Source organism: Cupriavidus sp. GW822-FHT03E04, from assembly GCF_058801495.1.
The window spans coordinates 380,147-406,226 of sequence record NZ_JBXANI010000001.1 but is presented as its reverse complement, the minus strand read 5'-3'; the positions used below and the strand labels follow the sequence as shown (position 1 = coordinate 406,226).

The 26,080-nt window shown below is 66.2% G+C and carries 28 protein-coding genes; 18 read left to right on the top strand and 10 right to left on the bottom strand.

What is annotated here, in order from left to right; genetic code table 11:
• Window positions 1–48: 48 nt before the first annotated feature.
• A complete protein-coding gene (locus tag AC1RQC_RS01775) occupies window positions 49–1,209 on the top strand; it encodes an acyl-CoA dehydrogenase family protein (RefSeq protein WP_492882331.1) in 1,161 nt (386 codons plus the stop codon).
• A 79-nt stretch (window positions 1,210–1,288) separates the two neighbouring features.
• On the opposite strand, the gene AC1RQC_RS01770 is transcribed toward AC1RQC_RS01775, so the two are convergent.
• Genes AC1RQC_RS01770 through AC1RQC_RS01760 form a run of 3 tightly spaced genes read right to left on the bottom strand, consistent with a single transcriptional unit; the run spans window position 1,289 to window position 3,842 of the window.
• Window positions 1,289–2,506: a pyridoxal phosphate-dependent aminotransferase gene (locus tag AC1RQC_RS01770; protein ID WP_492371619.1), complete on the bottom strand. Its 1,218-nt coding sequence runs from the start codon at window positions 2,504–2,506 to the stop codon at window positions 1,289–1,291.
• Complete coding sequence (locus AC1RQC_RS01765) at window positions 2,506–3,168, bottom strand: RraA family protein (RefSeq protein ID WP_492814016.1); 663 nt, start codon at window positions 3,166–3,168, stop codon at window positions 2,506–2,508. Before AC1RQC_RS01765 ends, AC1RQC_RS01770 begins: the two co-directional genes overlap by 1 nt.
• Entirely contained in the window at window positions 3,165–3,842 is a 678-nt protein-coding gene (locus AC1RQC_RS01760; RefSeq protein WP_492826434.1) for an RraA family protein, read from the bottom strand. The genes AC1RQC_RS01765 and AC1RQC_RS01760 overlap by 4 nt, the downstream gene beginning before the upstream one ends.
• A gap of 129 nt (window positions 3,843–3,971) precedes the next feature.
• On the opposite strand from AC1RQC_RS01760, the gene AC1RQC_RS01755 reads away from it, so the two are divergent.
• The 6 genes from AC1RQC_RS01755 to AC1RQC_RS01730 all read left to right on the top strand — a co-directional run bounded on the left by AC1RQC_RS01755 (window position 3,972) and on the right by AC1RQC_RS01730 (window position 10,095).
• A complete protein-coding gene (locus AC1RQC_RS01755; protein WP_492371622.1) occupies window positions 3,972–4,895 on the top strand; it encodes a LysR family transcriptional regulator in 924 nt (307 codons plus the stop codon).
• Between the two features lie 199 nt (window positions 4,896–5,094).
• Window positions 5,095–6,072, top strand: a complete 978-nt coding sequence (locus AC1RQC_RS01750; protein ID WP_492371623.1) for a Bug family tripartite tricarboxylate transporter substrate binding protein — start codon at window positions 5,095–5,097, stop codon at window positions 6,070–6,072.
• On the top strand, window positions 6,069–7,370 hold the full coding sequence (locus AC1RQC_RS01745; protein ID WP_492882330.1) for a sulfatase family protein: 1,302 nt from the start codon (window positions 6,069–6,071) through the stop codon (window positions 7,368–7,370). Before AC1RQC_RS01750 ends, AC1RQC_RS01745 begins: the two co-directional genes overlap by 4 nt.
• An 85-nt stretch (window positions 7,371–7,455) precedes the next feature.
• On the top strand, window positions 7,456–8,085 hold the full coding sequence (locus tag AC1RQC_RS01740) for a glutathione S-transferase family protein (protein WP_492371625.1): 630 nt from the start codon (window positions 7,456–7,458) through the stop codon (window positions 8,083–8,085).
• Window positions 8,086–8,127: 42 nt separating this feature from the next.
• On the top strand, window positions 8,128–8,763 hold the full coding sequence (locus AC1RQC_RS01735; protein WP_492882329.1) for a glutathione S-transferase family protein: 636 nt from the start codon (window positions 8,128–8,130) through the stop codon (window positions 8,761–8,763).
• Window positions 8,764–9,129: 366 nt separating this feature from the next.
• On the top strand, window positions 9,130–10,095 hold the full coding sequence (locus AC1RQC_RS01730; protein WP_492371627.1) for an LLM class oxidoreductase: 966 nt from the start codon (window positions 9,130–9,132) through the stop codon (window positions 10,093–10,095).
• Between the two features lie 13 nt (window positions 10,096–10,108).
• Here the strand turns inward: AC1RQC_RS01730 and AC1RQC_RS01725 are convergent, their stop codons facing one another.
• Window positions 10,109–11,002, bottom strand: coding sequence for a LysR family transcriptional regulator (locus AC1RQC_RS01725; protein WP_492371628.1), 894 nt, complete (start codon window positions 11,000–11,002; stop codon window positions 10,109–10,111).
• A 162-nt stretch (window positions 11,003–11,164) separates the two neighbouring features.
• Here AC1RQC_RS01725 and AC1RQC_RS01720 point away from each other — a divergent pair, with 162 nt between their 5' ends.
• Entirely contained in the window at window positions 11,165–11,863 is a 699-nt protein-coding gene (locus AC1RQC_RS01720) for a peroxiredoxin-like family protein (protein WP_492371629.1), read from the top strand.
• Window positions 11,864–11,998: 135 nt separating this feature from the next.
• Here the strand turns inward: AC1RQC_RS01720 and AC1RQC_RS01715 are convergent, their stop codons facing one another.
• From AC1RQC_RS01715 to AC1RQC_RS01695, 5 genes are all read right to left on the bottom strand, one after another.
• Entirely contained in the window at window positions 11,999–12,496 is a 498-nt protein-coding gene (locus tag AC1RQC_RS01715) for a MaoC family dehydratase (protein ID WP_492371630.1), read from the bottom strand.
• Window positions 12,497–12,499: 3 nt separating this feature from the next.
• On the bottom strand, window positions 12,500–13,483 hold the full coding sequence (locus AC1RQC_RS01710; RefSeq protein ID WP_492371631.1) for a tripartite tricarboxylate transporter substrate binding protein: 984 nt from the start codon (window positions 13,481–13,483) through the stop codon (window positions 12,500–12,502).
• Between the two features lie 57 nt (window positions 13,484–13,540).
• The gene (locus AC1RQC_RS01705; RefSeq protein WP_492371632.1) at window positions 13,541–14,320 is read right to left on the bottom strand and encodes an enoyl-CoA hydratase/isomerase family protein; all 780 of its coding nucleotides are present in this window, start codon (window positions 14,318–14,320) and stop codon (window positions 13,541–13,543) included.
• 14 nt (window positions 14,321–14,334) lie between these two features.
• Window positions 14,335–15,561 carry a CaiB/BaiF CoA transferase family protein gene (locus AC1RQC_RS01700; protein ID WP_492371633.1) on the bottom strand — a complete coding sequence of 409 codons (1,227 nt, stop codon included), beginning with the start codon at window positions 15,559–15,561 and terminating at the stop codon, window positions 14,335–14,337.
• Between the two features lie 126 nt (window positions 15,562–15,687).
• Window positions 15,688–16,662, bottom strand: a complete 975-nt coding sequence (locus AC1RQC_RS01695) for a Bug family tripartite tricarboxylate transporter substrate binding protein (protein WP_492826423.1) — start codon at window positions 16,660–16,662, stop codon at window positions 15,688–15,690.
• A gap of 198 nt (window positions 16,663–16,860) precedes the next feature.
• Between AC1RQC_RS01695 and AC1RQC_RS01690 the strand changes: the two genes are divergently transcribed.
• Window positions 16,861–17,823 (top strand): LysR family transcriptional regulator, encoded by a 963-nt coding sequence (locus tag AC1RQC_RS01690; RefSeq protein ID WP_492882328.1) that lies wholly within the window; start codon window positions 16,861–16,863, stop codon window positions 17,821–17,823.
• 85 nt (window positions 17,824–17,908) lie between these two features.
• Here the strand turns inward: AC1RQC_RS01690 and AC1RQC_RS01685 are convergent, their stop codons facing one another.
• A complete protein-coding gene (locus tag AC1RQC_RS01685) occupies window positions 17,909–18,304 on the bottom strand; it encodes a cupin domain-containing protein (protein ID WP_416050504.1) in 396 nt (131 codons plus the stop codon).
• Window positions 18,305–18,741: 437 nt separating this feature from the next.
• Between AC1RQC_RS01685 and AC1RQC_RS01680 the strand changes: the two genes are divergently transcribed.
• The 9 genes from AC1RQC_RS01680 to cysT all read left to right on the top strand — a co-directional run bounded on the left by AC1RQC_RS01680 (window position 18,742) and on the right by cysT (window position 26,079).
• Complete coding sequence (locus AC1RQC_RS01680; protein WP_492371636.1) at window positions 18,742–19,749, top strand: sulfate ABC transporter substrate-binding protein; 1,008 nt, start codon at window positions 18,742–18,744, stop codon at window positions 19,747–19,749.
• A gap of 63 nt (window positions 19,750–19,812) precedes the next feature.
• Entirely contained in the window at window positions 19,813–19,956 is a 144-nt protein-coding gene (locus AC1RQC_RS01675; protein ID WP_492371637.1) for a hypothetical protein, read from the top strand.
• Window positions 19,957–19,968: 12 nt separating this feature from the next.
• Window positions 19,969–21,132 (top strand): FMNH2-dependent alkanesulfonate monooxygenase, encoded by a 1,164-nt coding sequence (gene ssuD / locus AC1RQC_RS01670; protein ID WP_492371638.1) that lies wholly within the window; start codon window positions 19,969–19,971, stop codon window positions 21,130–21,132.
• Between the two features lie 9 nt (window positions 21,133–21,141).
• Complete coding sequence (gene ssuC, locus AC1RQC_RS01665; protein WP_043347110.1) at window positions 21,142–21,951, top strand: aliphatic sulfonate ABC transporter permease SsuC; 810 nt, start codon at window positions 21,142–21,144, stop codon at window positions 21,949–21,951.
• A gap of 26 nt (window positions 21,952–21,977) precedes the next feature.
• Window positions 21,978–22,853 carry an ATP-binding cassette domain-containing protein gene (locus AC1RQC_RS01660; RefSeq protein WP_492882327.1) on the top strand — a complete coding sequence of 292 codons (876 nt, stop codon included), beginning with the start codon at window positions 21,978–21,980 and terminating at the stop codon, window positions 22,851–22,853.
• A 224-nt stretch (window positions 22,854–23,077) separates the two neighbouring features.
• Window positions 23,078–23,293 (top strand): TOBE domain-containing protein, encoded by a 216-nt coding sequence (locus tag AC1RQC_RS01655; protein ID WP_006161487.1) that lies wholly within the window; start codon window positions 23,078–23,080, stop codon window positions 23,291–23,293.
• Between the two features lie 41 nt (window positions 23,294–23,334).
• Window positions 23,335–24,237, top strand: coding sequence for an EAL domain-containing protein (locus AC1RQC_RS01650; protein WP_492371640.1), 903 nt, complete (start codon window positions 23,335–23,337; stop codon window positions 24,235–24,237).
• Window positions 24,234–24,944: an RBBP9/YdeN family alpha/beta hydrolase gene (locus tag AC1RQC_RS01645; RefSeq protein WP_416048847.1), complete on the top strand. Its 711-nt coding sequence runs from the start codon at window positions 24,234–24,236 to the stop codon at window positions 24,942–24,944. The genes AC1RQC_RS01650 and AC1RQC_RS01645 overlap by 4 nt, the downstream gene beginning before the upstream one ends.
• A 190-nt stretch (window positions 24,945–25,134) precedes the next feature.
• The gene (gene cysT / locus AC1RQC_RS01640; RefSeq protein WP_492882326.1) at window positions 25,135–26,079 is read left to right on the top strand and encodes a sulfate ABC transporter permease subunit CysT; all 945 of its coding nucleotides are present in this window, start codon (window positions 25,135–25,137) and stop codon (window positions 26,077–26,079) included.
• Window position 26,080: the final 1 nt, after the last annotated feature.

Sequence of the window (26,080 nt, the reverse complement as noted above, 5' to 3'; positions counted from 1 at the left end):
CCAGATCCAGCCGAACCAGGCAAAGACGAACACTCACGGAGACATCTCGTGCTGAACAAAGTCGATGAACACCAGGAAATCCGCGAAGCCATCCGCGACTTGTGCGGGCAGTTCTCGTCGGAGTATTTCCGCAAGATCGACGAGGCCCGGGGCTATCCCGAGGCATTCGTCAATGCGCTGACCACCGCTGGCTGGCTGGCGGCCCTGATCCCCGAGGAATACGGCGGCTCGGGGCTGAGCCTCACGCAAGCCTCGGTCATCATGGAAGAGATCAACCGTGCCGGCGGCAACTCGGGCGCCTGCCACGGCCAGATGTACAACATGGGCACGCTGCTGCGCCATGGCTCAGGGCAGCAGAAGCGCGAGTACCTGCCGAAGATCGCGAGCGGCGCGCTGCGCCTGCAATCCATGGCGGTCACCGAGCCGAGCACCGGGACGGATACCACCAAGATCAAGACCACCGCGGTGCGCAAGGGCGACAAGTATGTCGTCAACGGGCAGAAGGTCTGGATCTCGCGCGTGCAGCACTCGGATCTCATGATCCTGCTGGCGCGGACCACGCCGCTGGCGGAGTGCAAGAAGAAGTCGGAAGGCATGTCCATCTTCCTCGTCGACCTGCGCGAAGCGATCGGCAAGGGCCTGACGGTGCAGCCGATCCTCAACATGGTCAATCACGAGACCAACGAGCTCTTCTTCGACAACCTGGAGATCCCGGCGGAGAACCTGATCGGCGAGGAGGGCAAGGGCTTCAAGTACATCCTGGATGGCCTGAACGCCGAGCGCACGCTGATTGCCGCGGAGTGCGTCGGCGACGGCTACTGGTTTATCGACAAGGTGACCAGCTACGTCAACGAGCGCATTGTGTTCGGCCGGCCCATCGGCCAGAACCAGGGCGTGCAGTTCCCCATCGCAAGGGCGTTCGTCAACGTGGAGGCGGCGAGCCTGATGCGCTTCAAGGCTGCCAGGCTGTTCGACGAGCACCAGCCCTGCGGCGCCGAAGCCAACATGGCCAAGCTGCTGGCCGCGGATGCCTCCTGGGAGGCCGCCAACGCCTGCCTGCAGTATCACGGCGGGTTTGGCTTTGCCGCGGAATACGACGTGGAGCGCAAGTTCCGCGAAACCCGCCTGTACCAGGTCGCGCCGATCTCGACCAACCTGATCCTGTCCTATGTCGGGGAGCACATCCTTGGCATGCCGAGGTCGTTTTGACGCTTCGTTGGGAGGATTGGATGGCAGCGTAGCGCCGGTGCCTGGCGCCACGCCGCGCAGCGCCCAGCCGCCCAGCTGCTCAGCCACTCAGTGATATGCAGAACCGCTGGATCGCTTGGCATGCCTGGCGCAGCGACTCGGTGTCCAGCGCGTAGGCAAGGCGGATGTAGGGCGCAAGGCCGAAGGCGCTGCCGTGCACGACGGCCACGTTGGCCTCGTCCAGCAGCGCAAGCGCAACGTCCTCGTCCGTGCTCAGCAACGTGCCGGCGGGCGTGCGCCGGCCGAGCAGGCCTGCGCAGGAGGCGAATGCATAGAACGCCCCGCCGGGTACCGCGCAGGCCATCCCCGGTGTTTCGTTGAGCAGCCGGACCATCAGGTTGCGCCGCGCCTCGAATATCCGCCGCGTGTCGGCGACGAACGCCTGCGGCCCGCTGAGCGCTGCCAGCGCGGCGTGCTGGGAGATGGCGCTGGCGCCGGAGGTTTGCTGGCCCTGGAGCTTTTCCATGGCCTCAAGCAGCCAGCGCGGGCCAGTGCCAAAGCCGATGCGCCAGCCGGTCATGGCGTAGGCCTTGGATACGCCGTTCATCGTCAGCGTGCGCGCCGCCAGGCGTGGCTCGACCGCGGCGATGGTATGGAAGCGCTCGCCGTCAAACGTCAGGTGCTCGTAAATGTCATCCGACAGGATCAGCACATGCGGGTGCGCCAGCAGCACCTTGGCAAGCGCCGCCAGCTCGCCGTGCGTGTAGACCGCGCCTGTGGGATTGGAGGGCGAATTCAGGATAAGCCAGCGTGTCGCCGGGCCGATCGCCGCGGCGAGGACGGCCGGCGTCAGCTTGAACCCGACGTCCGCATCGCACGGCACCACCACGGCATGCGCCCCGCACAGCTGGACCATCTCCGGGTAGCTGACCCAGTAAGGCGCGGGCACAATGACCTCGTCGCCCTCGTTCAGGGTGGCCGCCAGGGCGTTGTAGATCACCTGCTTGCCGCCGCTGCAGACGATGGTGTCCTGCCAGGCCACGTCGAGCCCGTTCTCGCGCCTGAACTTGGCGGCAACGGCTTCGCGCAGGGCGCGCAGGCCAGCGACTTGCGTGTACCGGGTGTGGCCCTGGCGAATCGCGTCGACCGCGGCGTCGCAGACATGCACGGGGGTATCGAAGTCCGGCTCGCCCGCGCTGAGCGAAATCACCTTCGCGCCGGATGCGCGTTTTGCCGCCACGCGGTCCATCATCCGGTAAGTGGCCGAGGGCAGGGCGCTGGCCAGGTTCTCATTCAAGCGTTGTACATCGGTTGTCATCAGGCCTTCCTCTGCAGCGTGTGGTAGCCCAATGCCGCGCGGGCTTCCCCGAGGGTTTTCCCATTGGCGATGTGCTCGCGGATCCGCGCTTCCACGGACTCGATCTGGCGTGCCAGTTCGGCAACCTCGCGAGCCCGGTCGCGCGGGACGACGACCACCCCGTTGGCGTCCGCCACGACGATGTCGCGGGCGCAGACGCGCGCCGTGCCGATGGAGACCGGCGCATTGATCGCTTCGACCTGGACACGGTCCTTGCCGGTGCGCATGAACCGGCCCCGCGTGAACAACGGATAGCCGTCGCCGAGCGCCTTGGCCACATCCCGGCACACACCGTCGATGACGGTAGCCGCGATGCCGCGCGCGCCGGCGTACTGGGTCATGATGTCGCCCCAGACCGTGCAGTCGGTGCGGCCGTCGTTGTCGATCACCACCACGTCGCCTTCGGCCACGTCATCGATGAAGTCGCCGACCGTGCCCGGCGGCGTGCTGGCGGACACGTATCTGACGGTGTAGGCCGGCCCGACCACGACTTGGGCGTAGTTGTCCAGCGGCGCAATGCCAAGGCACTGGCCGGGCAGGCCCAGCTTGTCCATGGCGTCGGACACACCCGGTGTATCCAGGCCTGCGAACAAGGCCGATAGTTCTTTGTCTGCTGCGTTCATTGGGTATTTCCACTGTGGATGGCGTCGAATTCCTTGTCATGCATGACTTCAGCGACCGAGCGTCCGGCGCGCACGGCCTTGACCATCGAGTCCTGGCGACGTGCAATGCGCTCGCCAAGCGCCACGATGTCTTCGATGCGCTCGGCCGCCACGAACACCGTGCCGCAGCGATCGGCTAGCACGTAGTCATCCTGATGAACAACCACGCCCGCAAAGTTGACAGGTTCTCCGGCGCCCACCTGCACAACCCGGTTGCGCGCGCTGATCATGGTGACACCACGCCCGAACACGGGGTAGCCGATCGACTCGCTGCCTTCGATGTCGCGGCTCAGGCCGTCGATCACCGAGCCGCGCACCTGCCTGGCGGTGGCGGCATTGGCCAGGATGTCGCCCCAGCAGGAGACGCCATCGATGCCGCCTGCAATCACAAGCACACGGTCATCGGTGTGGATCGCGGCGACGACCGGGGTGATCAGGTGCACCGTCGGTTGGGCATCCGTCTTGTGGCCCAGCTGGATGGTGCTGGCCCGGCCAACGATCTTCGGGCAGTCCCAGAGCGGGCGAATGCCGAAGGTCGCGCCGGGGAGGCTGTAAAAATCGAGGGCATCCGACACCGTGTTGGTATCGAGTGCGGCGAGGCGGTCGAGCAAGGAGCGTGAGGTGGGGGAGGTCATTTCGAGCCTGCTAAGCGGGTTGCCAGGGGGTTACCAGCGGTTGCCAGGCTTGCACTTTCGGCGATGGAGCCCAATCTGTAAATTCCGAATCCGGTAAGCTATCCATATGTAAAACCTATCAAGGCAGCCATGATCAATTTCCGGCTTGTCCGTCACCTCTGGGTGTTCCTGGCTGTCGCCGAGGAGCAGCATTTCGGGCGTGCCGCCAAACGGCTGGGCATGTCCCAGCCGCCCGTCACCGAGCAGATCCAGATACTGGAGCAGGCACTCAAGGTGAAGCTCTTCGAGCGCTCAAGGCGAGGCGCGCAGCTCACGCCGGTTGGCGCGGCGCTGCTGCCGGCGGTGCAAAAGCTCGCGGAGCAGCTGGAGCGGCTCGACGTGGCGGTGCGCGAAGCCGTGCATGGGCAGACCGGGCTCCTGACGATCGGCGCGATCTCGTCCGCGATGCTCGATACGCTGCCTGCGCTGATCGACCATCTCAAGGCCGCGTACCCGCAGCTGACCATTTCCGTGACGGAGATCGATAGCGTCGACGCCGTGCCCGCGCTGGAGCGCGGTGATGTCGATCTGGCCTTCGCGCGCCTGGAAGGGGAGCTGGGCCCGTCGATCCAGTCCATTGCTCTCAAGCAGGACCGGCTGGCGGTCGCGCTGCCGCGGTCGCACGCCCTGGCCGAGGTGCCACGTGTCAGGCTGGCGGCGCTGGCAGATGAAGAGTTCGTGATGTTTGCCCGGCAGGTCAGCCCGGTCTACTACGACAGTCTCATCGCGACCTGCCGCACTGCGGGCTTCTCGCCGCGGGTGCTGCACCAGGTGCGCACGGTGTCTTCGCAGATCGCCTTCGTCGGGTGCGGGCAGGGCATCGCGCTCGTTCCCGCCTCCTTGAAGAAGGCCGCGCCGGACAATGTCGTGGTCCGGCCGCTGAAGGAGCCCGTGAACGTGGTGACCACCGCGATGGCGTGGTCCACCACGCGGGAAAACCCGATGGTGGCTAACGTCGTCGCTGCGCTTTCGGCCGGGAAAGCAACGGCGCGGTTGCGCAAGGCCAGGGCTTGAGCGGGCGCTTCGGCGCGTGGCGTGTGACATCGCGCGCAACCTGTCCATCCCGGCGTGGCCGGTGGGCCGCGATGGACCGTCGATGGGGCCGGAAATGATTGATTAGAACAATCGACGGCATGGCAAGTAGAGTTGTCCGGCATGATGGCGCCGTGAGGCGCCGCAGTGCCAGTGCACACATAACAACGGAGACCATGCCATGTTCCATCGCCTTGCCGCCCCGCTGCGGGCCGCAACCCTTGTGCTCCTGCTCTGCGCGCCGGGACTCGCTGCGCACGCCCAGGAGCGCTATCCGGCCAAGCCGGTGCGCTTCGTCAACTCATTCCCGCCGGGCGGCCCGTCAGACCTGCTCGCCCGCTCGGTGGCCGAGGTGCTGCAGGGCGAGCTCAAGCAGGCCTTTGTGGTAGAGAACAAGCCTGGGGCGGGCGGCAACCTGGGCGCGGGCGCGGTGGCCAAGAGCCCTGCCGATGGCTACGCGGTGCTGTTCGGCATCGATACCACCTTTACCGTCAATCCGCATATCTACAGCGCCATGCCGTTCCGGCCCGGCGAGCTCAAGCCCTTGATGATACTGGCCAGTTCGGGTTTGCTGGTAGGCACGTCGCCGTCGTCCGGCATCGCTTCCTTGCCGGACCTGGTCAAGCAGGCCAAGGCAAAGCGCCTGAACTTCAGCTCCGGCGGCAGCGGCAGCCCGGGCCACCTGGCCATCGAGGAGTTCCAGCGCGCCACCGGCCTCAAGCTGAACCATGTGCCTTACAAGGGCAGCACGCCGGCGGTGACCGCCGTGGTGGGCAGCGAAGTGGATGGCGGCTTCCTGGCCACGCCCAGCATGCTGCCCTTCGTCAAGGCGGGCAAGGTGACGGCGCTGGCGGTGACCAGCCACCAGCGCTCGCGGCTGGCGCCGGGCATTGCTACCGTGGCCGAGCTTGGCATGAAGGAACTGGAGCATGAGGTACTGTATGTGGCGATGGTGCCGGCGGCCACGCCGGAGCCGGTGGTGCGCGTGCTCGAGCGTGCCATCGCCGATGCGCTGGCGCGGCCCGATGTGCAGGCTCGCATGCAGGCGCTGGACCTGCAGCCCGAAGGCATCACCGGCGCGGCGGCCGCGCGGCGGTTGTCGGACCTGTCCGAGCGATATCGTCAACTCATTGTTGCCACCGGCATGAAAGTCGAATGAAACCGAACCTGATCTATATCGTCGCCGACGATCTTGGCTACGCGGACCTGGGCTGCTATGGCGGGCGCGAGCCGGTCTCTCCGGTACTCGACAGCCTGGCCGCCAACGGCCTGATGCTGACGCAGGGCTATGCCAACTCGCCGGTGTGCTCTCCCACGCGCTTTGCATTGATGACGGCGCGCTACCAGTACCGGCTGCGCGGCGCGGCCGAGGAGCCGATCAACAGCAAAAGCCGGGGCAGCAACACGCTGGGCCTGCCGCCGGCGCATCCCACCTTGCCCTCGCTGCTGCAGGCGCAGGGCTACCGCACGGCGCTGATCGGCAAATGGCACCTGGGCTTTGCGCCAGCGTTCGGGCCGCTGCTGTCGGGCTATCAGGCATTTTTTGGCCCCATGGCGGGCGGTGTCGATTACTTCACGCATTGTGATTCCAGCGGCCGTCACGATCTGTGGCACAACGACGCGCAGCACCAGGAACCCGGCTACCTGACCGATCTGCTGTCGCGGCGCGCGGTAGATTACGTGACGCGCATGAGCGGGGAGGGCGCGCCGTTTTTCCTGAGCCTGCATTACACCGCGCCGCACTGGCCGTGGGAAACCCGCGATGACGCCGCGCTGGCGCCGCAGGTCAGCAACAACCTGTTCCATCTCGACGGCGGCAACATCCACACCTACCGGCGCATGATCGGCCACATGGACGAGGGCATCGGCTGGCTGGTGGACGCGCTGCGCCGGCTCGGCCAGCTCGACAACACGCTGATCGTCTTCACCAGCGACAACGGCGGCGAGCGCTTCTCGGACAACTGGCCGCTGGTGGGCGGCAAGATGGACCTGACCGAGGGCGGCATCCGTGTGCCATGGATCGCGCACTGGCCCGCGATGATCGCGCCGGGTGGCACCAGCGCACAGCACTGCATGACGATGGACTGGTCGGCCACGATGCTGGATGCGGCGGGCGTGCAGGCCGATCCCGGCTACCCGCTGGACGGCGTGTCGCTGATGCCGTTGCTGCGCGACGCGGCGCACCGCTTCCACCGCCCGCTGCACTGGCGCATGAACCACCGCGACCAGCGCGCGCTGCGCGACGGCGACTGGAAGTATCTGCAGGTGGACGGACACGAGTACCTGTTCGATCTCAGCCGCGATGAGCGCGAGCGCGCTAACCTGGCGAAGCGCGAGCCCCAGCGGCTGGTGGCGATGCGCGAGGCTTGGCTGGCATGGAATGCGGGCATGCCGCCGATTCCGGAGGATGCCACGGTCAGCCTGGGGTATTCGGCGGCGGATATGCCGCAGCGGTAACGACCCGGCCGCGGCTCCGATCCGCACCTTGGTGTATCGTTGAAGATTGCGCGAAACGCGGGAATCTCCAACGGGAATACATCGAATGCTGACGATCTGGGGCCGTGCGAATTCGGTCAATGTGCAAAAGGTACTGTGGGGTTGCGAAGAACTTGGCTTGCCGTTCCGGCGGATCGACGCCGGCATGCAGTTCGGCGGCAACAACGAGCCCGACTATCTCGCCATGAATCCCAACGGGCGCGTCCCGACCATCATCGATGGCGATTTTGTGCTGTGGGAGTCGAATTCCATTCTGCGCTACCTCGCCATGGAGTACGGCAAGTCAGGTGCGCTGTACCCGGCCGGGCCTAAGGTGCGCGCCAGCGTGGACCGCTGGCTGGACTGGGCGCTGTCGACCTTGCAGCCGGCGGAACGGCCGGTCTTCTGGGGTTTCGTGCGCACGCCCGCCGCCGAACGCGACGTGGCTCGCCTGACGGCCGAAGCCGGCGTGGTGGCCGGGCTGTGGCGCTTGCTCGACCAGCACCTGGAAGGCCGCGACTATATGGAAGGCGGCGGCTTCACGCTGGCCGACCTGGTGCTGGGCGCCTACGCACGCCGCTGGTTCGGCCTGGACGCCCAGATCGATCGTCCCGCGCTGCCCAATCTCGAACGCTGGTATGCGCACGTGGGCGAGCGCGCCGGCTTCCGCCAATACGTTGCGGCGCCCTTGAGCTGAGCCTGGATCCCCTCATCACGAACCGATCGCGAACCGATTTCCATGACTATCACCCTGCACACCTGGAATACGCCGAACGGACGCAAGATCAGCGTCGCGCTCGAGGAAATGGCGCTGCCTTATGCCGTCAAGACGGTGAACATCACCAAGGGCGAGCAGCATCAGCCGGATTTCCTGCGCATCAGCCCCAACAACCGGATCCCGGCCATCGTCGATGCGGATGGCCCCGATGGACAGCCGATCAGCGTCTTCGAATCCGGCGCGATCCTGCTTTACCTGGCCGAGAAGACCGGCAAGTTCCTGCCGGCGAGCTTGCGTGACCGTGTGCCGGTGCTGGAGTGGCTGATGTGGCAGATGGGCGGCTTTGGGCCCATGCCGGGCCAGGTACATCACTTCCGCACGGTTGAGGCGGAGGCCGACCGGCACTATGGGCTCAAGCGCTATTCGGAAGAAACGCGGCGCCTTTACGGCGTGCTGGACCGGCGGCTGGCGGAGGTGGAGTACGTGGCCGGCGACCTGTCCGTGGCGGATTTCGCGATCCTGGGCTGGGCCTGGCGCCACGAGCGCCATAAGGTCTCGCTGGAGCAGTTTCCGAATGTCGGGCGCTGGTACGACGCCCTGTTTGCGCGTCCCGGCGTGCAGCGCGGCTTTGCGGTCAAGCTGGATGACCTGGCTTGACGCCGGCAAATCCGTACAAGCTCCATACAATCGCCACACCGCCTTCGCACTACCTTCGCACAAACCGGACGCCCATTTGACATGGGTCAAGAACCCGAATGGTGCCGCCCGCTAATATGATTTCCGTCATGGAGATGCGGGGGCGCTCTTCATGACTTGTCTACCCGTTTCCAGAATACGGAAACTTGGCCCGCGCCACGCAAGTGGGGCGGGCTTTTTTCTTGTCGCTTGTCCGCCCGGCGCTATCGGTTCCTATCGGCCCGGCTCATCCGGTTGTGCGCAGCGGCCAGCGCGTGGCAACTGCTAATATGCAAGACGGTCCCCGCAGACGGGCCAGCGACCCGCAGGTATATCCGGAGGACTCGAATGCCTCAGACAGAAGCCCCTTCGCCGCATGACGCCGCCGTGCAAGACCGCGTGTTCCAGGAAGGCCGCCTCTCGCTTGGCCTGACCTTGCCGATGCTGCAATCCGGTCAGGTCGTCGCGGACTTCCGCGAGCAGGTGGCGCTGGCCAAGCTCGCCGACGCGCTCGGATTCCGCGCGCTGTGGGTGCGCGACGTGCCGCTGAACAGCGTCGGCTACCCGGACCCGGTCGGGCATCTCGATCCCTGGGTGTTCCTTGGCGCGCTGGCCAGCCAGACCGAGCGCATCGCGCTGGTGAGCGGCGCTATCGTGCTGACGCTGCGGCATCCGTTGCATGTCGCCAAAGGGGCGATTTCAGTCAGCGCGTTGTCGCAGGGCCGCTTCGTGCTCGGCCTGGGCTCTGGCGACCGTCCTGCCGAGTACGCTGCGTTTGGGCAGGCTACGGCCGCACGGCGCGATTTGTACCTGCGTCACTGGGAGACGGTGGCGGCGGCGGTGGGAGAGCCTTCGCGGGTGATCCCGGATCAGTTCCATGACGACACGCCCGAGTTTTTCGTGCTCCCCAAGCTCCCCGCGCCCATTCCCTTGCTGGCCGTGGGCTCGGGCGGGCAGAGCGTCGACTGGATCGCGCGCCATTCCATCGGCTGGATGACCTATCACCGCGAGCCTGCGGTGCAGCGGGAGCGCTATCGCATGTGGCGCGCGGCGGTTGAGCGTGCCGCGCCCGGGCAGTTCCGCGCCTTTGGCGTGGCGATGCAACTGGACCTGAGCGCCGATGCCGGCGAGCCGCCTACCGCAATCTCGCTTGGCTATCGCACCGGGCGAAATGGGCTGAGGGAGTTGCTGCGGGACATGCGCGGCAGCGGCACGCATCATGTTTCGCTCAACCTGCAGGCATCCGAACGTGCGCCGCGAGAGGTGATTGAAGAATTGGCCGTCGAGGTCCTGCCGGCATTTCACGCGGACTAGTTTTTTCTCTTCGCTAAGCGATGTCGCGGCGCAGTGCCGCTTCCACGAACGCGACAAAAGCCTTGACCTTCGCGCTGGCCATGCGGCCGGTCGGAAATACCGCCCAGAGGTCGACCGGTGCCAGCGTCCATTCGGCGAGCACCTGTCTGACTTCGCCGCTGGCCAGTTCCGGCGCGAACATCCATTCGGAGCCGATCGCCACACCGATATCCGCGAGCACCGCGGCGCGCACGCCCTCGGCGGCCGTGACCCGCAAGCGGCCGGACACCCCGACGGATACCTCGGCGCCGTCCCGGCGAAATGCCCAGGCATCGCCGCCGCCCTCACGGTCGTAGACGATGGCCTCATGCGCGAGCAAGTCGGCGGGCACCTTTGGCTCGCCGGCAGCGGCAAAGTAGCGCGGCGTGCCGACCACGACCCGCCGGCTCTGCGCGATCTTCCTGGCGGTCATGGCCGAATCTCGCAGCGCGCCCATGCGCAGAGCGACATCCACTCCATGCTCAAGCAGGTCGATATTGCCATCCTCCAGCAGCACGTCCACCACCAGTTGCGGATGCTCGGCCAGGAAGGCTTTGAGGTGCGGGACGATATGCAGCCGCGCGAAGGTGACGGCCGCGGTCACGCGCAGGCGGCCGGAGAGACTGGTGCCCGAGCCCCTGGCCGCATGCTCCGCCGCATCCGCTTGCTCGATCGCGCGCTTGGCGTGTTCGTAGAAATTCTTTCCTGCTTCGGTCGGCGACAGGCCGCGGGTGGACCGCACGAGCAGCCGCACGCCGAGCTGTTCTTCCAGTTGTGCGACCGACTTCGATACGGAGGGCTGCCCGACCTTCAGCAGCCGCGCGGCGCCCGAGAAAGAGCCTGCCTCGACGACGGCAACCAGTGTTTCCATGGCAGTCATCCTGTCCACGATGCGCTTCCTCTCATTGGATTGCCGCCGGGTTATGCCCAGAAAGAATGAATCATATTCCCGCGGCTCGCCTACCGCCGTGAAGCGGCTTGACCGAACATGATTCCAGCGACGTGCACCTTCGCATCGAGCAGCTTACTTGGATCAGATGGAGTAGTCATCATGTCACTGCAGCAAAAACTCGACGCCTTCAAGGCGGACTTCAAGGCCGGCAAGGCACCGTATTTTGCACCGCCGGAAATCCATCCCATCATGGAGCGGGCCACCGCTCAACTGATTGCCTCGGGACAAGCAAGCCGCGCGCTGAAGGCGGGGGACAAGGCGCCCGTCTTCACGCTGACGGACCCGGAGGGCGCACCGGTTCCCTCGGAGGAACTACTGGCGCAAGGGCCTCTCATCGTCAGCTTCTACCGCGGGGTGTGGTGCCCGTATTGCAATATGGAACTGCAGGCGCTGGAGGAGGCCGTGCCGGCGTTCAGGGAAGCCGGCGCCAGCGTGGTGGCCATTTCGCCGCAGAACGCGGTCAATAGCCGCAAGTCCGTGCGCACCAACAAGCTCAGCTTTCCCATCCTCAGCGACACGCATAACGACGTGGCTGCCGCGTTTGGCCTGCGCTTCGCACTGCCGGACTATCTGGTGGATCTGTACAAGCAACTGAAGAACGACTTGCCCGCCTTCAATGGCGACGCGAGCTGGACGCTGCCGATGCCGGCGCGCTACGTGATCGGGCAGGATGGGACCATCCTGTATGCCGAGGTCAATCCTGACTACACGCACCGGCCGGAGCCTTCCGAGATGTTGCCGGCGCTGCGCCACGCCAAGGGCGGCAGGCAAGGGCAGCACCATCCTGTGTCGGTGTGATGGGTGAGCAAGACCGGCGGAATTGTACCGCCGGCTAGCCACGGCGGCCCAGGGAGTGCGCGGCAGGTGTGGCTGCGTCCCCTGGTGCCGCAAGGAGAGCACCGCTGGCCCTGGGCTCCAGGTTGCGGCAGGAACCTAGTCCGGCTGGCGCTTCTTCAACAGGTAGCGCTGTGTGCCTTCCATCACGAGCATCGCGGACTGGTTATGCACCGTGGAACGCATCGTCAGCACGCCGGTGCTCCGGTTCGGCGCGAGTTCGCTGACTTCCAGCGTGCTGTAGAGGGTATCGCCGGCAAAGACGGGATGCAGGAAGCGGCTGCTCTGGTCGATGAACCCCTTCAACGATTCCTCGACCATATGTGGAAAGAGCCCGGCGCCGGCGGCCGTCTGGATCACGACCTGGAAGCCATGGGCGAGCAGTTGCGGCATGCCGTGCGCGCGGCAGTATTCCACGTCGTAGTGCACGGGATGGTTATCGCCGCTGGCGAGTTGAAACGCGGCAAACATGGCATCGGTCATGGTGCGGGATGGCAGTACGAAGCGCTCCCCGACGGTGAAATCCTCGAAATACCGCTGTGCGCACATGCGGTGCTGGCTGGGGTCGAATGCGCTTGCAAAGTCGGGTCGGGTCATGCTTCACGGCTCCTTGATATCGGCCGCCTGCGCGACGGTCCGCCATTTGGCGATCTCACTGCCCACGTGCGCGGCGAGTGCCTGCGGCGTCGGATCGGACTCGAGAACCAGGCCCATCTCGAAGGCTCGCTTCTTGAGGCCGGGGTCGGCAAGCGCACGGCGCAACGCACCATTGAGCGTGGTGATCACCGCCGCCGGCGTTCCCGCGGGGACGAAGGCGCCATTCCACGTATAGGCTTCGTAGTCGGGTACCGCTTCGGCGATGGCCGGCGTGTCCGGTGTCTGTGCGAGGCGCGCTTGCATCGACGTGGCAATCAGCCGCACTGTTCCCGCGCGGACCTGCGCGAGTCCCGTCGGCGCGCTGTCGATCATGAAGCCGATCTGCCCGCCGATCAGGTCGGTCATGGCGGGCCCGGTGCCGCGATACGGGATGTGCGTGGTCTTCAGCGCGGCTTTGAGGTTCAGCAGCTCGGTCGCGACATGCGGTGCGCTGCCATTGCCGGCGGACCCATAGTTGATCTGCCCAGGATGCGCTTTGACGTACGCCAGGAATTCGGGGAGATTCCTGGCTGGGAAGTTCTTGTTCACCAGCAGGACCAGGGGCGCCTTGGCCGCCAGTCCGACAGGCGCGAAGTCCTGCGTGGTGCGGTAGGGCAGACGGGGCACGATACTCTCGTTGACAGCGTGCGCCACCGTCGTCAACAGGACCACATAGCCATCCGGCTTGGCCTTGGCCACATAGTCGGTGCCAACCACCGTGCCGGCGCCCGTGCGGTTCTCCACGATCATCGGCTCGCCCAGCTGCTTGCCCCATTGCTCAGCCAGCACGCGCGCAAAGGCATCGGTCGGTCCGCCGGCTGCATACGGCACCACGAGCCTCACGGCCTGGGCGGGCCATGCATCCTTCGCGCTGGCGCCACCGGGGTGCGCTGCGAGCAGCACAAGGATGGCGGGGGCGCTCCGGCGCAGGGTGTTCAGGAATCGCATGCGTTCACTCCGCTTCCGTTGAGGGCGATTGTTAAATGATTGTTGATGCCGGCACGCTCAGGCTTGCCAGGATGGCTTGCGCTTTTCCACGAACGCGGCGATACCTTCCTTTGCATCGTCCGTTGCCACCACATTGCCGAAGCTTTCCACCGCCGCGGCGACGCCGCGCCGGTAGTCGTTGTCATTGGCGCGCATGAAGGCCTTGCGTCCCATCTTGACGACGACCGGAGATTTCGCGCACAAGGTCTGGGCAAGCGCTCTAGCCTCGCGCATGACGTCCTGCTCGGGCACCACGCGGCTGACCAGTCCGAGGGACATGGCTTCGGCGGCGTCGAACGCGCGTCCGGTGAAAAGCAGGTCGAAGGCCCGGTGACGGCCAATCACACGCGGCAGGTGCGTGTAGTGGATGGCGGGCGTCAGCCCGACGTCGATCTCCGGATAGCCGAAGGTGGCCGTGTCGGCGGCGACGATCATGTCGCAGGAGATCGCGAGCGTCATGCCGCCGCCGCGGGCGGTGCCGTTCACGGCGGCAATGGATGGCTTGCCCAGGTTGAATTGCGCGTCGCACAGTTCGTTGTACAGCTTGTCGACCAGGCCATAGATCCGGGCCGGCTGCGCCCCGTGCAGCGCATCGAGGCGCAGCCCGGCGCAAAAGCGCCGGGGCAGGGCGCTGCCCAGGATGACGGCCCTGACCGAATCGTCCTGGGCCGCGCGTCGCAGCGCCGCCAGCACGTCGTCGATCATCGCCTCGTTCAAGGCATTGACCGGCGCGCTATCGAGGAGGATTTCCGCGACCCTGTCGCGCACTTCATATCTGACTGAATTGACTGAAGGCATGGTGACTCCTGATGTCATGCGGCCGTGCAAAGGCCGCCGGTTTTGCTGGCATCGGCGCTGGCAATCACGCCGCGCGCCTTGAATCGTTCAATGGACTCGGGCGTATAGCCCGCTTGCAACAGGATCTCGTCGGTGTGCTGGCCCAGCAAAGGCGGCGCGCGGTGCGCTTGCCGGCTGCCGCCGCGAAAGCGCACGGGCAAGCCCATATTCCTTATCTTGCCCAGCACCGGATGCTCAGACTCGGCGATCAGCGCGCGCTCGGCCACTTGAGGGTGCGCCAGCGCCTGGTCCAGCGTGTGGATCGGGGAGCAAGCCACGCCAGCCTTGCGCAATGCGTCGATCCAGTAGGCAACCGGCTGGGTCCGAATACGCGCCTGGACCATCTCGACGGTTTCGGTGAAGTGCGCGACACGGGCCGCATTGGTGGCGAACCGCGGTGCGTCGGCCACATCCTGCAACCCGGCGACCGGGCAGAAGCGCCGCCACTGCGCGTCGTTGCCGACGCCGATCATCACCGGCCCGTCGGCTGCGTCGAACACCTGGTAGGGCGCCATGGCCGGATGCGCGGTGCCCATGGCCCGCGGCACCTTGCCGCCGAGCCAATAGTTCTGGGCGAGATAGCCCATGAAACCCATCGCCGTATCCAGCAGGGACACCTCCAGGTGCATGCCGTGGCCGGTCTTCTGGCGCTCGATCAGTGCCGCCAGGATGCCACTGAACGCATGCATGCCGGTGCCCAGGTCCACCGGCGAAAAGCTGGCGCGCGCATGCTGGCCGCCGGCCTGGCCCATCGTGCTGATCATGCCGCTGAATGCCTGCAGCATGACGTCGTAGCCGGGTTCCTGGCCCAGCGGGCCCGTGCGTCCGTAGCCAGAGATCTCGCAGTAGATCAGGGCCGGGTTCAACGCGGACAGCGTGTCGTAGTCAACACCGAGCCTGGCGGCGGCGCCACTGCCGAAGCCTTGCAGCACGACGTCCGCCTTGGCCGCCAGCGTCTGGACGATCTGCCTGCCCTCGCTGGTCTTGAGGTCAACGGCGAGACTGCGCTTGTTGTGATTGACGGCGAGAAAGGTGGCGGACTGCCCGCGATCCTGCGGCAGCCAGGCACGCGTATCGTCGCCGCTGCCGAGCGGCTCGACCTTGATGACTTCGGCGCCAAGTTCACCCAGATACTGTCCGCACAAGGGGCCGGCGAGCACTTTGCTCAAGTCGAGGACGCGAATGCCCTGCAATGCGATCATGGATGTGTCTCCAAAACAGATCAACGGCGGGATCAATGGCCGGATCGACGGCGGACGCCGCCCGGAGTCGCGGGCGCAGGTCCGGCGTCGTGTTGTGGCAATGGGATGCCGGGTGAGTCGGGGCTGCTACTCGGGCTTGATATCGATGGAGCGGGCCAGGGCCGTCCATCGGGCGGTATCGCGATTCACATAGGCCTGCACATCGGCGGGCGCCATGTGGAATGGCTCGGCTCCCCGCGCAATCAGCGCATGGCCGTAGCCTGGATCGCCCGCGCTTTGCGCCACGGCCTGGCGCAGTGTCTCGACGATGGCGGGCGGCGTCTTCGCGGAAGCCTGCAACGACAGCCAGAACTTCAGGTCCAGCGCCGGATAGCCGGCTTCCTGCAGCGTCGGCACATCCGGCAGCAGGGGCGAACGCGCAGCGGAAGTGATCGCCAGGGCCTTGAGCTTGCCACCCTGTATCTGGCCGATGGAGGTGGTCATGCTGTCGAAAAGGAAATCCACATTCCCGGCCATGACATCCGTGCTTGCCGGCGCGCTGCCCTTGTAGGGCACGGCCACCGCGGTGAAGCCCGCGGCCTTCTGCAGCAGCGCACCATAGATATGCGGGGAGCTTCCCGCACCGAAGGTGGCATAGGTGAGATTGTCCGGCCGTTGTTTGCCGACACGGACCAGTTCCGCCAGGGAGCTGACCCCCAGCTTGGTTGGATGCACCACCAGCACGTTCGGCACCATTGCAACCACGCCGATGGCCACCAGGTCGCGTTGCGGGCGAAACCGCAAGTCGGGAAACAGCAGCGGGTTGACCGCATGCATGCCGACCGTGTTCAGCAGCAGCGTATAGCCATCGGCGTTGGCGTCGAGCACATTCTGCGTGCCGAGATTGCCGCCGGCGCCGGGCTTGTTCTCGATCACCACGGGCTGGCCGAGCCGGTTGCCCAGCGGTATGGCAATCAGGCGTGCCACGAAGTCGCCGGGGCCACCCGCCGCGAACGGGACGACAAGCTTGATTGGCCGCGACGGCCATTGCTCGGCGTGGAGCGACGAGGCGAGCAAGGATGCGGCTGCGCCCGTCAGGAAAGTACGGCGGCTGAGTCCCATTGAGTCTCCGTGGTTTATCGGTCTTGGCATCCGCGTGCGTTGCGCGGCAGCTGGCATCACTATGGGCTTCGGTACCGCTATATGTCCAAGATAGATTTTTGATATGCGATATATTTTTATGCTATACCCGGCTGGACCTTGCTGCCATCGTGCCGCCGCCCCGGCAGGCCCTGTGGTGTCACATGCGGAGACTTGCTTATGTCGATCGATGTACGTGGACTCAGATGCTTTCTGGCGGTGGTGTCGGCGGGATCGATCTCCCGGGCTGCGCAGAACATGCATCTCGCGCAACCGGCGCTGAGTCTCCAGATCAAGCACATCGAGCAGGATCTTGGCGTGGCCCTCTTCATGCGCAGCCACAAGGGTGTCGTCCTGACTGCCGCCGGGCTGAGATTCGAGAGCCACGCCAGGGATATCCTCAAGCGGCTCGACGTCGCCTGCGAGGACGTACGTGATCTGGTGACCGATCCCGCGGGCAGGGTCGCGATCGGCCTGCCGCAATCCATGGCAAAGATCCTGACCGTGCCGCTGGTGCGCGAGGCCATCCGGCGCTGGCCTAAGGTCCAGTTGCAGGTGGTGGAGCTCAGCACCGGGTACATCCCCGACCATCTGCTGAGCGGGCGCATCGATATTGGCCTGACCTTCCAGGCGGACGCTGGCTCCGGCCTGCTGTTCGAGCATGTGGTCGACGAGGATCTTGTCTTGCTGGCGCCCCCGGGGCAGTTCGCCGATGCCCGCAAGCGCGGAGCCGATCTGACGAAGACGGTGCGGTTCAAGGACCTGCATCGCTTCCCCATGATCCTGCCGGCCGGCGAGCATGGCCTGCGCGCGTTGATCGATGGGTATCTGCGCGCTCACCAGGTCGCGCTCTCGGTGCTGGCGGAGGTGAATGCCATACCGCAACTCATCAATCTCGCCGCGGCAGGCGTGGGGTGCACGATCCTCTCCTACGCATCGGTCTGCGAGGAGTTGCACAATGGCTTGCTGTCCGCGGCGCGGATCACCCATCCGAGCATGTCGCGCCCGGTCTATCTGTGCCGCTCCGCCACCATGCCACTGTCGATCGCGGTCTCTGCGGTGCTGGATCTGCTGATGGAAACGGTTCGCGCGCTGATCGCCGATGGACAGTGGCCGGCCCGCGTCAACAGCGCAGGCCGCTGACGGCAATGTCCAGGTGGTGAGCCGGGGCGGTCAGCGTCGATACAGGTTGGTGTGCTGGCCGCCCCGGGATGCCGCTGCGCTGAACTCAGGGCGCGGGCGTGGCCAGCGGCTTGCCCTTCTCGACAACGTACACGCCAATCAGCCGGGTCGGTGCCGTGCCGGAATTGTGGGCGTCATGCACAACGCCCGCGGGCACCACGAACGACTCGCCCGCCTTGATGAGGCGAGGTGGCTGCCCCTCGACCAGCAACTCGGCCTGTCCCTCGGCCACATAGCTGATCTCGTCTCCCGGGTGCGTATGCCGTCCGGCATAGATCCCTGGCGCCAGCTCCACGCGCGCCACTACCGCTTCGCGCCCCGGCACGGAAACGTCGGCCTTGCCGACCAGCGTGCGCGTGAGGCCGCTGTTTTGCGCCAGCACGGCGCCGGACGCGATCGACAGGCCGATGCCCGCCAGCACACCCAGAATCCGGATCTTCATCATCTGTCTTCTCCCGTTATGGTCTTCTTCTGCTGCGTTGGACTACAGAAGGCATGTCCCCTGGAAAGCGAAACACGCCGGTGACGCGTGGAACCGGGCTCAAGCGGGCAGGGCGGCTGCATGCCGCTGAATGTCGGACATGCTAGCAGCTGGCTCGTGAAATTGCCTCACCTGCGTGATATGTCGTTTGATGCACATTTTTTGGTGGCCGGTGCCAGTGTCTTGCCTCTGCGAGCCGCGCTACCACCCCCTCCAGCATGTTCATATTTCCGTCGAATCTTATGCGGAAAACGTGCAAGGATCGGCGAAACCATTCGTTCCTTTCAGATAGGCCCCTCGGTAGTCTTCATCCCTGACGCAAGCCTTCCCACACAAGGAGGGCCATGAAACGCGGCGCGCACGCGCCATTTCACGACGAGAATACGGGAGCAAGACACATGATTCGCAAGCTGGCCATCGGACTCGCGGCACTGGCCGTCATCGGTTCCACCCAGACCGCCTGGGCCAACACCGCCCTCCTGAACGTTTCGTACGATCCCACGCGGGAGCTGTATGTGGACGTGAACGCCGCCTTCGCCAAGGCGTGGAAGGCCAAGGGCGGCGACACGCTGACCATCCGCCAGTCGCATGGCGGCTCGGGCAAGCAGGCGCGTTCGGTGATCGATGGGCTGGATGCGGATGTGGTCACGCTGGCGCTGGGCTATGACATCGACGCCATCGCCGAGAAGGGCTTGCTCAAGCCGGACTGGCAAAAGCGCCTGCCGCACAATGCGTCGCCCTATACCTCGACCATCGTGTTCCTGGTGCGCAAGGGCAACCCCAAGGGCATCAAGGACTGGAGCGACCTGGTCAAGCCGGGCGTGCAGGTGATCACGCCTAACCCGAAGACCTCGGGTGGCGCGCGCTGGAATTACCTGGCGGCCTGGGGCTACGCGCTGCGCCAGCCGGGCGGCAACGAGCAAAAGGCCAAGGAGTTCGTCGGCCAGTTGCTGAAGAACGTGCCGGTGCTGGATTCCGGCGCCCGCGGCGCCACCACCACCTTCGTCGAGCGCGGCCTGGGCGATGTGCTGATTGCCTGGGAAAACGAGGCCATCCTGGCGATCAAGGAACTGGGCCCGGACAAGTTCGACATCGTCGCGCCGTCGATCTCCATCCTGGCCGAGCCGCCGGTGGCGGTGGTGGACAAGGTGGTGGACAAGAAGGGCACGCGCAAGGTGGCCGAAGCCTACCTGCAGTTCCTTTACACCGACGAGGGCCAGGAAATCGCGGCCAAGAATTACTACCGCCCGATCTCGGAGAAGATTGCCGCCAAGTATGCGAGCAACTTCCCCAAGGTCAAGCTGTTCACCATCGATGAGGCCTTTGGCGGCTGGCAGAAAGCGCAGAAGGCGCACTTCGCCGACGGCGGCTCGTTCGACCAGGTCTACCAGCCTGGCAAGAAGTAAGGCGTAGCCGCCGGCTTCCGTGCCGTATCCCCGCTTCCTACTCCTATTCCTATTTCGATGCCGATGCGAGCCAGCGCCCCGCCGCGCCCTGCCAAGCATGTACTGCTGGTGGCGCTAGTCACCGGCGCACTGGGCGCTGCCTTGCTGGTGATCGGCCTGGATGCGGCAGGCGAGGGCCGGACGGCCACGATCCACAAACAGAGCTGAAGAGGCACGGACATGCAGGTCTTCTGGTTTATCCCCACGCACGGCGACAGCCGCTACCTCGGCACCTCCGAAGGGGCGCGCGAGGTCAATATCGATTACCTGAAGCAGATCGCTACCGCGGCCGATACGCTTGGCTACGAAGGCGTGCTGATTCCTACCGGCCGCTCCTGCGAGGATCCGTGGGTGGTGGCCTCCACGCTGGCCGCGGTCACCTCCCGGCTGCGCTTCCTGGTGGCGGTGCGCCCGGGGCTGATGGCGCCCACGCTGGCCGCGCGCATGGCGGCGACATTCGACCGCCTCTCGGGCGGACGCCTGCTGGTGAACCTGGTGACGGGCGGCGATGTATCAGAGCTGGAGGGCGATGGCCTGTTCCTGGACCATGCCGAGCGCTATGAAGCTTCGGCCGAGTTCATCCGTATCTGGCGTGAGGTGTTGGCCGCCAGCCATGAAAGCGCCGAGCTCGACTATGAGGGCAAGCATCTCAAGGTCAAGGGCGCGAAGGTGTTGTTCCCGCCGCTGCAGCGTCCGCATCCGCCGGTGTACTTTGGTGGCTCCTCGGCCGCCGCGCACGAGCTCGCGGCCGAGCAGGTGGATACCTACCTGACCTGGGGCGAGCCGCCGGCGGAGGTCGCCAAGAAACTCGCCGACGTGCGCCAGCGCGCGGCGCGCCATGGGCGTAGCGTGAAGTTCGGCATCCGCCTGCACGTGATCGTGCGCGAGACCGAGGACGAGGCATGGGCCGCGGCCGACCGGTTGATCAGCAAGCTTGACGATGCGACGGTGGCGCGCGCACAGGCGGTGATCGGCAAGATGGATTCCGAAGGGCAGCGCCGCATGGCCGCGCTGCATGCCGGTGGCGGCGCACGCAGCCGCGCGGAGCTGGAGATCAGCCCCAACCTGTGGGCCGGCGTGGGCCTGGTGCGCAGCGGCGCGGGCACGGCACTGGTGGGCGACCCGCACATCGTGGCGGCGCGCATCAAGGAGTACGCAGCGCTGGGCATCGATACCTTCGTGCTGTCCGGCTACCCGCATCTGGAAGAAGCCTATCGCTTCGCCGAACTGGTCTTTCCGCTGCTGCCGCGCTCGGTGCGCGACAAGCTGCAGGGCAAGGTGCTGTCCGGCCCCTTCGGCGAAGTCATGGCAACCGGCATCGTGCCGCGCGCGGCGCGCGCTTAGGAGGCAACCATGTCCGCTCCCTTGACCCTGCCCGCGCGCAACCCTGACTGGCTGCGCCATGCCGCTCGCTCGGCCGCGCCCTGGATCGTGCCGGTGCTGCTGGTGGCGGCGTGGCAACTGGCCTCGCAGCTTGGCTGGCTGTCCAACCGCATCCTGCCGGCGCCGCTCGACGTCGTGAAGGCCGCCTGGGGCCTGTCCGTGACCGGCGAGCTGTGGCGCCACGTGTGGGTCAGTACCTGGCGCGCCGTGCTCGGCTTCACCATCGGCGGCGGCTTCGGGCTGGCGCTGGGCCTGCTGACGGGCACCTTCCGGCCGGCCGCGACCCTGCTCGACAGCACCTTGCAGATGGTGCGCAACATTCCGCCGCTGGCGCTGATCCCGCTGGTGATCCTGTGGTTCGGCATCGACGAGACCGCCAAGCTGTTCCTGGTTTCGCTGGGCGTGTTTTTCCCGATCTACCTGAACACCTACCACGGCATCCGCGCGGTCGACCCCGGGCTGATCGAGATGGCGAAGAGCTACGGCCTGTCGGGCTGGCGCCTTTACCGCGAGGTGATCCTGCCGGGCGCCTTGCCCAACATCCTGGTCGGCGTGCGTTTCTCGCTCGGCCTGATGTGGGTGATCCTGATCGTGGCCGAGACCATCTCGGCGCAGTCGGGCATCGGCTACATGACCATGAATGCGCGCGAGTTCCTGCAGACCGACGTAGTGCTGGTGGGCATCCTGCTCTACGCGCTGCTGGGCAAGCTGGCGGATCTGCTGTCACGCGGGCTGGAGCGGTTCTGGCTGCGCTGGCACCCCGGCTACCAAGCGCACTGAGCGCCGCCGGCCAAGGAGAACCCGATATGCAAAGCAACCCGATCGAGCAAGCCGCGCTGGCCGATGTGCCCGCCAGCCAGGATGGCAAAGGCCTCGCGCTGCGCGTGCAGCAGGTGGTGAAGCGCTACGGCGGGCGCGAGGTGCTGCACGGCATCGACCTGCAGGCCGCGCCTGGCGAGTTCCTCGCCATCGTGGGCCGCAGCGGTTGCGGCAAGAGCACCTTGCTGCGGCTGGTGGCCGGCCTGGAAGACAGCGACGGCGGGGGCGTGACGCTGGACGGCGCGCCTGGCAACAAGCAGCGCGAGGCGGTCCGGGTGATGTTCCAGGACGCTCGCCTGCTGCCGTGGAAGACGGTACTGGACAACGTGGCGCTGGGGCTGCCGCGCGCGCAGCTGGCCGATGCGGCCAGGGTGCTGGGCCAGGTCGGCCTGGCCGAGCGCGCAGGGGAGTGGCCGGCGCGCCTGTCGGGCGGCCAGCGCCAGCGTGTGGCACTGGCGCGCGCGCTGGTGCATCACCCGCGCTTGCTGCTGCTGGACGAGCCACTGGGCGCGCTGGATGCGCTGACCCGCATCGAGATGCAGGGCTTGATCGAAACCTTGTGGCAGCGCCTGGGCTTCACGGCGCTGCTGGTCACCCACGATGTATCGGAAGCGGTAGCGCTGGCCGACCGCGTGGTGCTGATCGAAGACGGCCGCATCGCGCTGGACCAGAGGGTGGCGCTGCCGCGTCCGCGCCAGCGCGGCTCGGCGGCGTTCGCGCAACTGGAGGACGCGGTGCTGCGCCGGGTGATGCGGCGTGAGGGCGCGCCGGCTGTCGATGAGCGCCAGCATGGGCAAGCATTGTTGCCTGCAGTGGACTGGTCGGTGGCGCGCACGTTCGATTCAGTGCGCTGGGCGATCTAGGGTGCAAGCAGCGGCGCAGGCAGCAATGCGGGCAGCCCGCCAAGGAAGCAGCAAACAAGCATGAAACAACGGACGCGCGGCCAGCCTCGAGCGATGCCGGCGCAACCCGCGCAAGCGGTGGCAGCTCATGGTGAGCGGGCAACGTCACTCACCCGCGCGGGGCCATCCGCTGAACCCAGGTTTTACGCATTTCTCATTTTCACTCACGCAAAGGAACTTCTATCATGAGCATTCAGGCAATCAACGTACGTAACCAGTTCCGCGGCAAGGTTGCCGCCATTATCGAAGGCCCTGTGGTCTCGGAGGTCGACGTCGAGACGCCGGCCGGCATCGTCACCTCGGTCATCACCACCCGCTCGGTCAAGGACCTCGGCCTTACCATCGGCAGCGAAGTCGTTGCCCTGGTCAAGGCTACCGAGGTATCCCTGGCCAAGCTTTGAAGCCTCGCCCGAGGCGCAAGCGCAACGCAAAGGAAATCGCAATGGCAAGCGCGAACGAAGCAGGCGCGGCACCGACGGCGCTCACCCACTATCTGGAAGGGCTGCCGCGCCGCCCGGAGAGCGATCGCCAGCTGTGGCGCGACGAGCGTGGGCAGGTGCAGGGCCAGTTCTATAACTGCTCGCTGACCAGCGCGTTCGAGCCGCTCATCACCCTGTCCAGCCGCGACGTGGTGGCGCACGAAGGCACGCTGCGCACATACGCCGGCGACGGCGTCGGCCTGACCGCATGGAAGCTGTTTGCGATGGCGGCGGACGATGCCTCGCTGGTCTCGCTTGACCGGCTCTCGCGCCTGGTGCATGCCATCAATTATTTCGCGGCCGATGGCGATCGCAAGCTGGTGCTCAACGTGCACAACCGGTTGCTGGCCGCCGTGGCCGACGATCACGGCGCGGCCTTCCGGCGCGCGCTGCAGTCGCTCGGCCTGCCGCTGGACCGGTTCGTGATCCAGGTGCCGGCCAGCGCCAACGACGACCTGCCGCTGCTGCTGCATGTGGTGGGCAACTACCGCCGCAACGGCTTTGCGGTGAGCCTGCAGGCATCGGACCCGGCGGAAGCCGGCGCGCTGATGGCGCACGCGTTGCCCGACTGGCTCAAGCTGGACATGCGCCGCAATTGGACCGACCGCCAGCTGGCGGGGCTGCAGGCCAGCGCCGACAGCGCCGGCGTGACGCTGATCGGGCGCCGGCTGGAGAACGCCGAGAACGCCGAGCGGCTGCAGGCCGCTGGCATCGTGCTGGGGCAGGGCAGCTTCACCGGCGCGGCGGTGAGCGCGCGCCACCTGCATGCAGTGTCCGGCGAGGCTGGCATTCAGGAGTTCAAGGGCGGGGTGCCCCGGAGCGGATCCGGCGGCGTCCCAATGGCGTTGACCAAGGAGCCGATATGACGCAGACGAAGAGGCCGGCCGCGCGGGAGCAGCGCGGCGGCCAGGCGGGCGCAAGCGCGCGACCCGCCGACGTACGGTTGAAGGTGCCCAAGGGCTTGCAGATCCTGACGGTGCCAGGGTTGCATGGCAGTGGCCCGGGCCACTGGCAGAGCCGTTGGGAGCAGCGCTTTCCGGACTGGCAGCGCGTGGAGCAGCACGACTGGTCGCGCCCGAGCCTGCCGCTGTGGGCCGAGCGCGTGTCGGAAAGCGTCATGCGGGCGCAGCGCGTGGCGCCGCGCGGGGCCATCCTGGTGGCGCACAGCTTCGGCTGCCTGGCCACCTTGCGCCAGGCAGCGCTCGACCCCGAGGGCATCGCGGGCGCGGTGCTGGTGGCGCCGGCAGACCCCGACAAGTTTGGCGTGGCCGGGCTGCTGCCCGCGTACCGGCTGCCGTTTCCCACCATCCTGGTGGCCAGCCGCAACGATCCCTGGATGCAGCAGCGCACCGCGTTCAGCTGGGGCACGCTGTGGGGCAGCGAGCTCCATGACGCGGGCATGCTGGGTCACATTAACGCCGATTCCGGGCTTGACCAGTGGCCCGAGGGGCTCGCCTTGCTCGATACCTTGATCCAGCGGATCGAGGCGGACGGCAGCGCCGGCCCGTCCGGAGACCGCGCCGGGCCTTGGGAAGGCGGGCTGGAAGTGTCGTCCACGTTCCCTTATATCTAAAACGCCTAAGAACATACGCAAAGATTCGTTCTGTTTATAAGGCGGTATCTGCAAAATTTGTCTCGTAGGCCGGTGTGTTATGCGCCGGCGTCATAAAGAAGCCGCCCCCGCTGCTTCGGTTTCCGGCGAATTCCGCCCGGAAGCCATTCTCCGGAGGCGGATACGACACTGACGGCACAGACGAGACAACATGCCACCCTCGATTTCCCTGGCGGACAATCCGCCCCCGGCGAGGCCGGATGCCCCCCAAGCGCGCAAGAGCGCGCCGCCCAAGCCAGGCAAGCAGCGCTTTACCGTGCTGCCAGGCTTTGGCCTCTCGCTGGGCTTCACGCTGTTCTACCTGACGCTGATCGTCCTGATCCCGCTGTCGGCCACTTTCCTCAAGACCTTCACCATGACCTGGGAGGCTTTCTGGGCCGCGGTGAGCTCGCCCCGGGTGGTCGCCTCCCTGCAACTGAGCTTCGGCGCCTCGCTGATCGCCGCCATCGTGAACACGGTGTTCGGGCTGATCGTGGCCTGGGTGCTGGTGCGCTACCGCTTCCCCGGCAAGCGCCTGGTCGATGCGCTGGTCGATCTGCCCTTTGCCTTGCCCACCGCGGTGGCCGGCATTGCGCTGACCGCGCTGTTCGCCGGCAACGGCTGGATCGGCCGCTACCTGGAGCCGCTGGGCATCAAGGTGGCCTTCACCCCGCTGGGCGTGGTGGTGGCGCTGACCTTTATCGGGCTGCCGTTCGTGGTGCGCACGGTGCAGCCGGTGCTCGAAGACGCGGAGCAGGAGCTGGAAGAAGCCGCGGCCAGCCTGGGCGCCACGCGCCTGCAGACCTTTGTCCGCGTGATCCTGCCAACCATCCTGCCGGCGCTGCTGACCGGGTTTGCGCTGTCGTTCGCACGAGGCACCGGCGAGTACGGCTCGGTGGTATTCATCTCCGGCAACATGCCGATGGTCTCCGAGATCGCGCCGCTGATGATCTATTCCAAGCTGGAGCAATACGACTACGCGGGCGCAACCGCGGTGGCGGTGGTGATGCTGGTGATCTCCTTCGCGCTGCTGCTGCTGATCAACCTGCTGCAAGCGTGGACGCGCCGCCACCACCAGGCCGTGCAAGCGTCCGTCTCGCCGGACAAGGAGAGCTGAA

What these genes read in the sequence shown, in the direction of transcription:
- AC1RQC_RS01745 (WP_492882330.1), top strand. Translation starts at nt 6,069, where the DNA reads ATGAAACCGAACCTGATCTATATCGTCGCCGACGATCTTGGCTACGCG.
- AC1RQC_RS01770 (WP_492371619.1), bottom strand. Translation starts at nt 2,506, where the DNA reads ATGACAACCGATGTACAACGCTTGAATGAGAACCTGGCCAGCGCCCTG.
- AC1RQC_RS01720 (WP_492371629.1), top strand. Translation starts at nt 11,165, where the DNA reads ATGTCACTGCAGCAAAAACTCGACGCCTTCAAGGCGGACTTCAAGGCC.
- AC1RQC_RS01730 (WP_492371627.1), top strand. Translation starts at nt 9,130, where the DNA reads ATGCCTCAGACAGAAGCCCCTTCGCCGCATGACGCCGCCGTGCAAGAC.
- AC1RQC_RS01755 (WP_492371622.1), top strand. Translation starts at nt 3,972, where the DNA reads ATGATCAATTTCCGGCTTGTCCGTCACCTCTGGGTGTTCCTGGCTGTC.
- AC1RQC_RS01735 (WP_492882329.1), top strand. Translation starts at nt 8,128, where the DNA reads ATGACTATCACCCTGCACACCTGGAATACGCCGAACGGACGCAAGATC.
- AC1RQC_RS01750 (WP_492371623.1), top strand. Translation starts at nt 5,095, where the DNA reads ATGTTCCATCGCCTTGCCGCCCCGCTGCGGGCCGCAACCCTTGTGCTC.
- cysT (WP_492882326.1), top strand. Translation starts at nt 25,135, where the DNA reads ATGCCACCCTCGATTTCCCTGGCGGACAATCCGCCCCCGGCGAGGCCG.
- AC1RQC_RS01740 (WP_492371625.1), top strand. Translation starts at nt 7,456, where the DNA reads ATGCTGACGATCTGGGGCCGTGCGAATTCGGTCAATGTGCAAAAGGTA.
- AC1RQC_RS01690 (WP_492882328.1), top strand. Translation starts at nt 16,861, where the DNA reads ATGTCGATCGATGTACGTGGACTCAGATGCTTTCTGGCGGTGGTGTCG.
- AC1RQC_RS01765 (WP_492814016.1), bottom strand. Translation starts at nt 3,168, where the DNA reads ATGAACGCAGCAGACAAAGAACTATCGGCCTTGTTCGCAGGCCTGGAT.
- AC1RQC_RS01675 (WP_492371637.1), top strand. Translation starts at nt 19,813, where the DNA reads ATGCGAGCCAGCGCCCCGCCGCGCCCTGCCAAGCATGTACTGCTGGTG.
- AC1RQC_RS01705 (WP_492371632.1), bottom strand. Translation starts at nt 14,320, where the DNA reads ATGCCTTCAGTCAATTCAGTCAGATATGAAGTGCGCGACAGGGTCGCG.
- AC1RQC_RS01695 (WP_492826423.1), bottom strand. Translation starts at nt 16,662, where the DNA reads ATGGGACTCAGCCGCCGTACTTTCCTGACGGGCGCAGCCGCATCCTTG.
- AC1RQC_RS01715 (WP_492371630.1), bottom strand. Translation starts at nt 12,496, where the DNA reads ATGACCCGACCCGACTTTGCAAGCGCATTCGACCCCAGCCAGCACCGC.
- ssuC (WP_043347110.1), top strand. Translation starts at nt 21,142, where the DNA reads ATGTCCGCTCCCTTGACCCTGCCCGCGCGCAACCCTGACTGGCTGCGC.
- ssuD (WP_492371638.1), top strand. Translation starts at nt 19,969, where the DNA reads ATGCAGGTCTTCTGGTTTATCCCCACGCACGGCGACAGCCGCTACCTC.
- AC1RQC_RS01655 (WP_006161487.1), top strand. Translation starts at nt 23,078, where the DNA reads ATGAGCATTCAGGCAATCAACGTACGTAACCAGTTCCGCGGCAAGGTT.
- AC1RQC_RS01660 (WP_492882327.1), top strand. Translation starts at nt 21,978, where the DNA reads ATGCAAAGCAACCCGATCGAGCAAGCCGCGCTGGCCGATGTGCCCGCC.
- AC1RQC_RS01710 (WP_492371631.1), bottom strand. Translation starts at nt 13,483, where the DNA reads ATGCGATTCCTGAACACCCTGCGCCGGAGCGCCCCCGCCATCCTTGTG.
- AC1RQC_RS01650 (WP_492371640.1), top strand. Translation starts at nt 23,335, where the DNA reads ATGGCAAGCGCGAACGAAGCAGGCGCGGCACCGACGGCGCTCACCCAC.
- AC1RQC_RS01760 (WP_492826434.1), bottom strand. Translation starts at nt 3,842, where the DNA reads ATGACCTCCCCCACCTCACGCTCCTTGCTCGACCGCCTCGCCGCACTC.
- AC1RQC_RS01680 (WP_492371636.1), top strand. Translation starts at nt 18,742, where the DNA reads ATGATTCGCAAGCTGGCCATCGGACTCGCGGCACTGGCCGTCATCGGT.
- AC1RQC_RS01645 (WP_416048847.1), top strand. Translation starts at nt 24,234, where the DNA reads ATGACGCAGACGAAGAGGCCGGCCGCGCGGGAGCAGCGCGGCGGCCAG.
- AC1RQC_RS01700 (WP_492371633.1), bottom strand. Translation starts at nt 15,561, where the DNA reads ATGATCGCATTGCAGGGCATTCGCGTCCTCGACTTGAGCAAAGTGCTC.
- AC1RQC_RS01685 (WP_416050504.1), bottom strand. Translation starts at nt 18,304, where the DNA reads ATGAAGATCCGGATTCTGGGTGTGCTGGCGGGCATCGGCCTGTCGATC.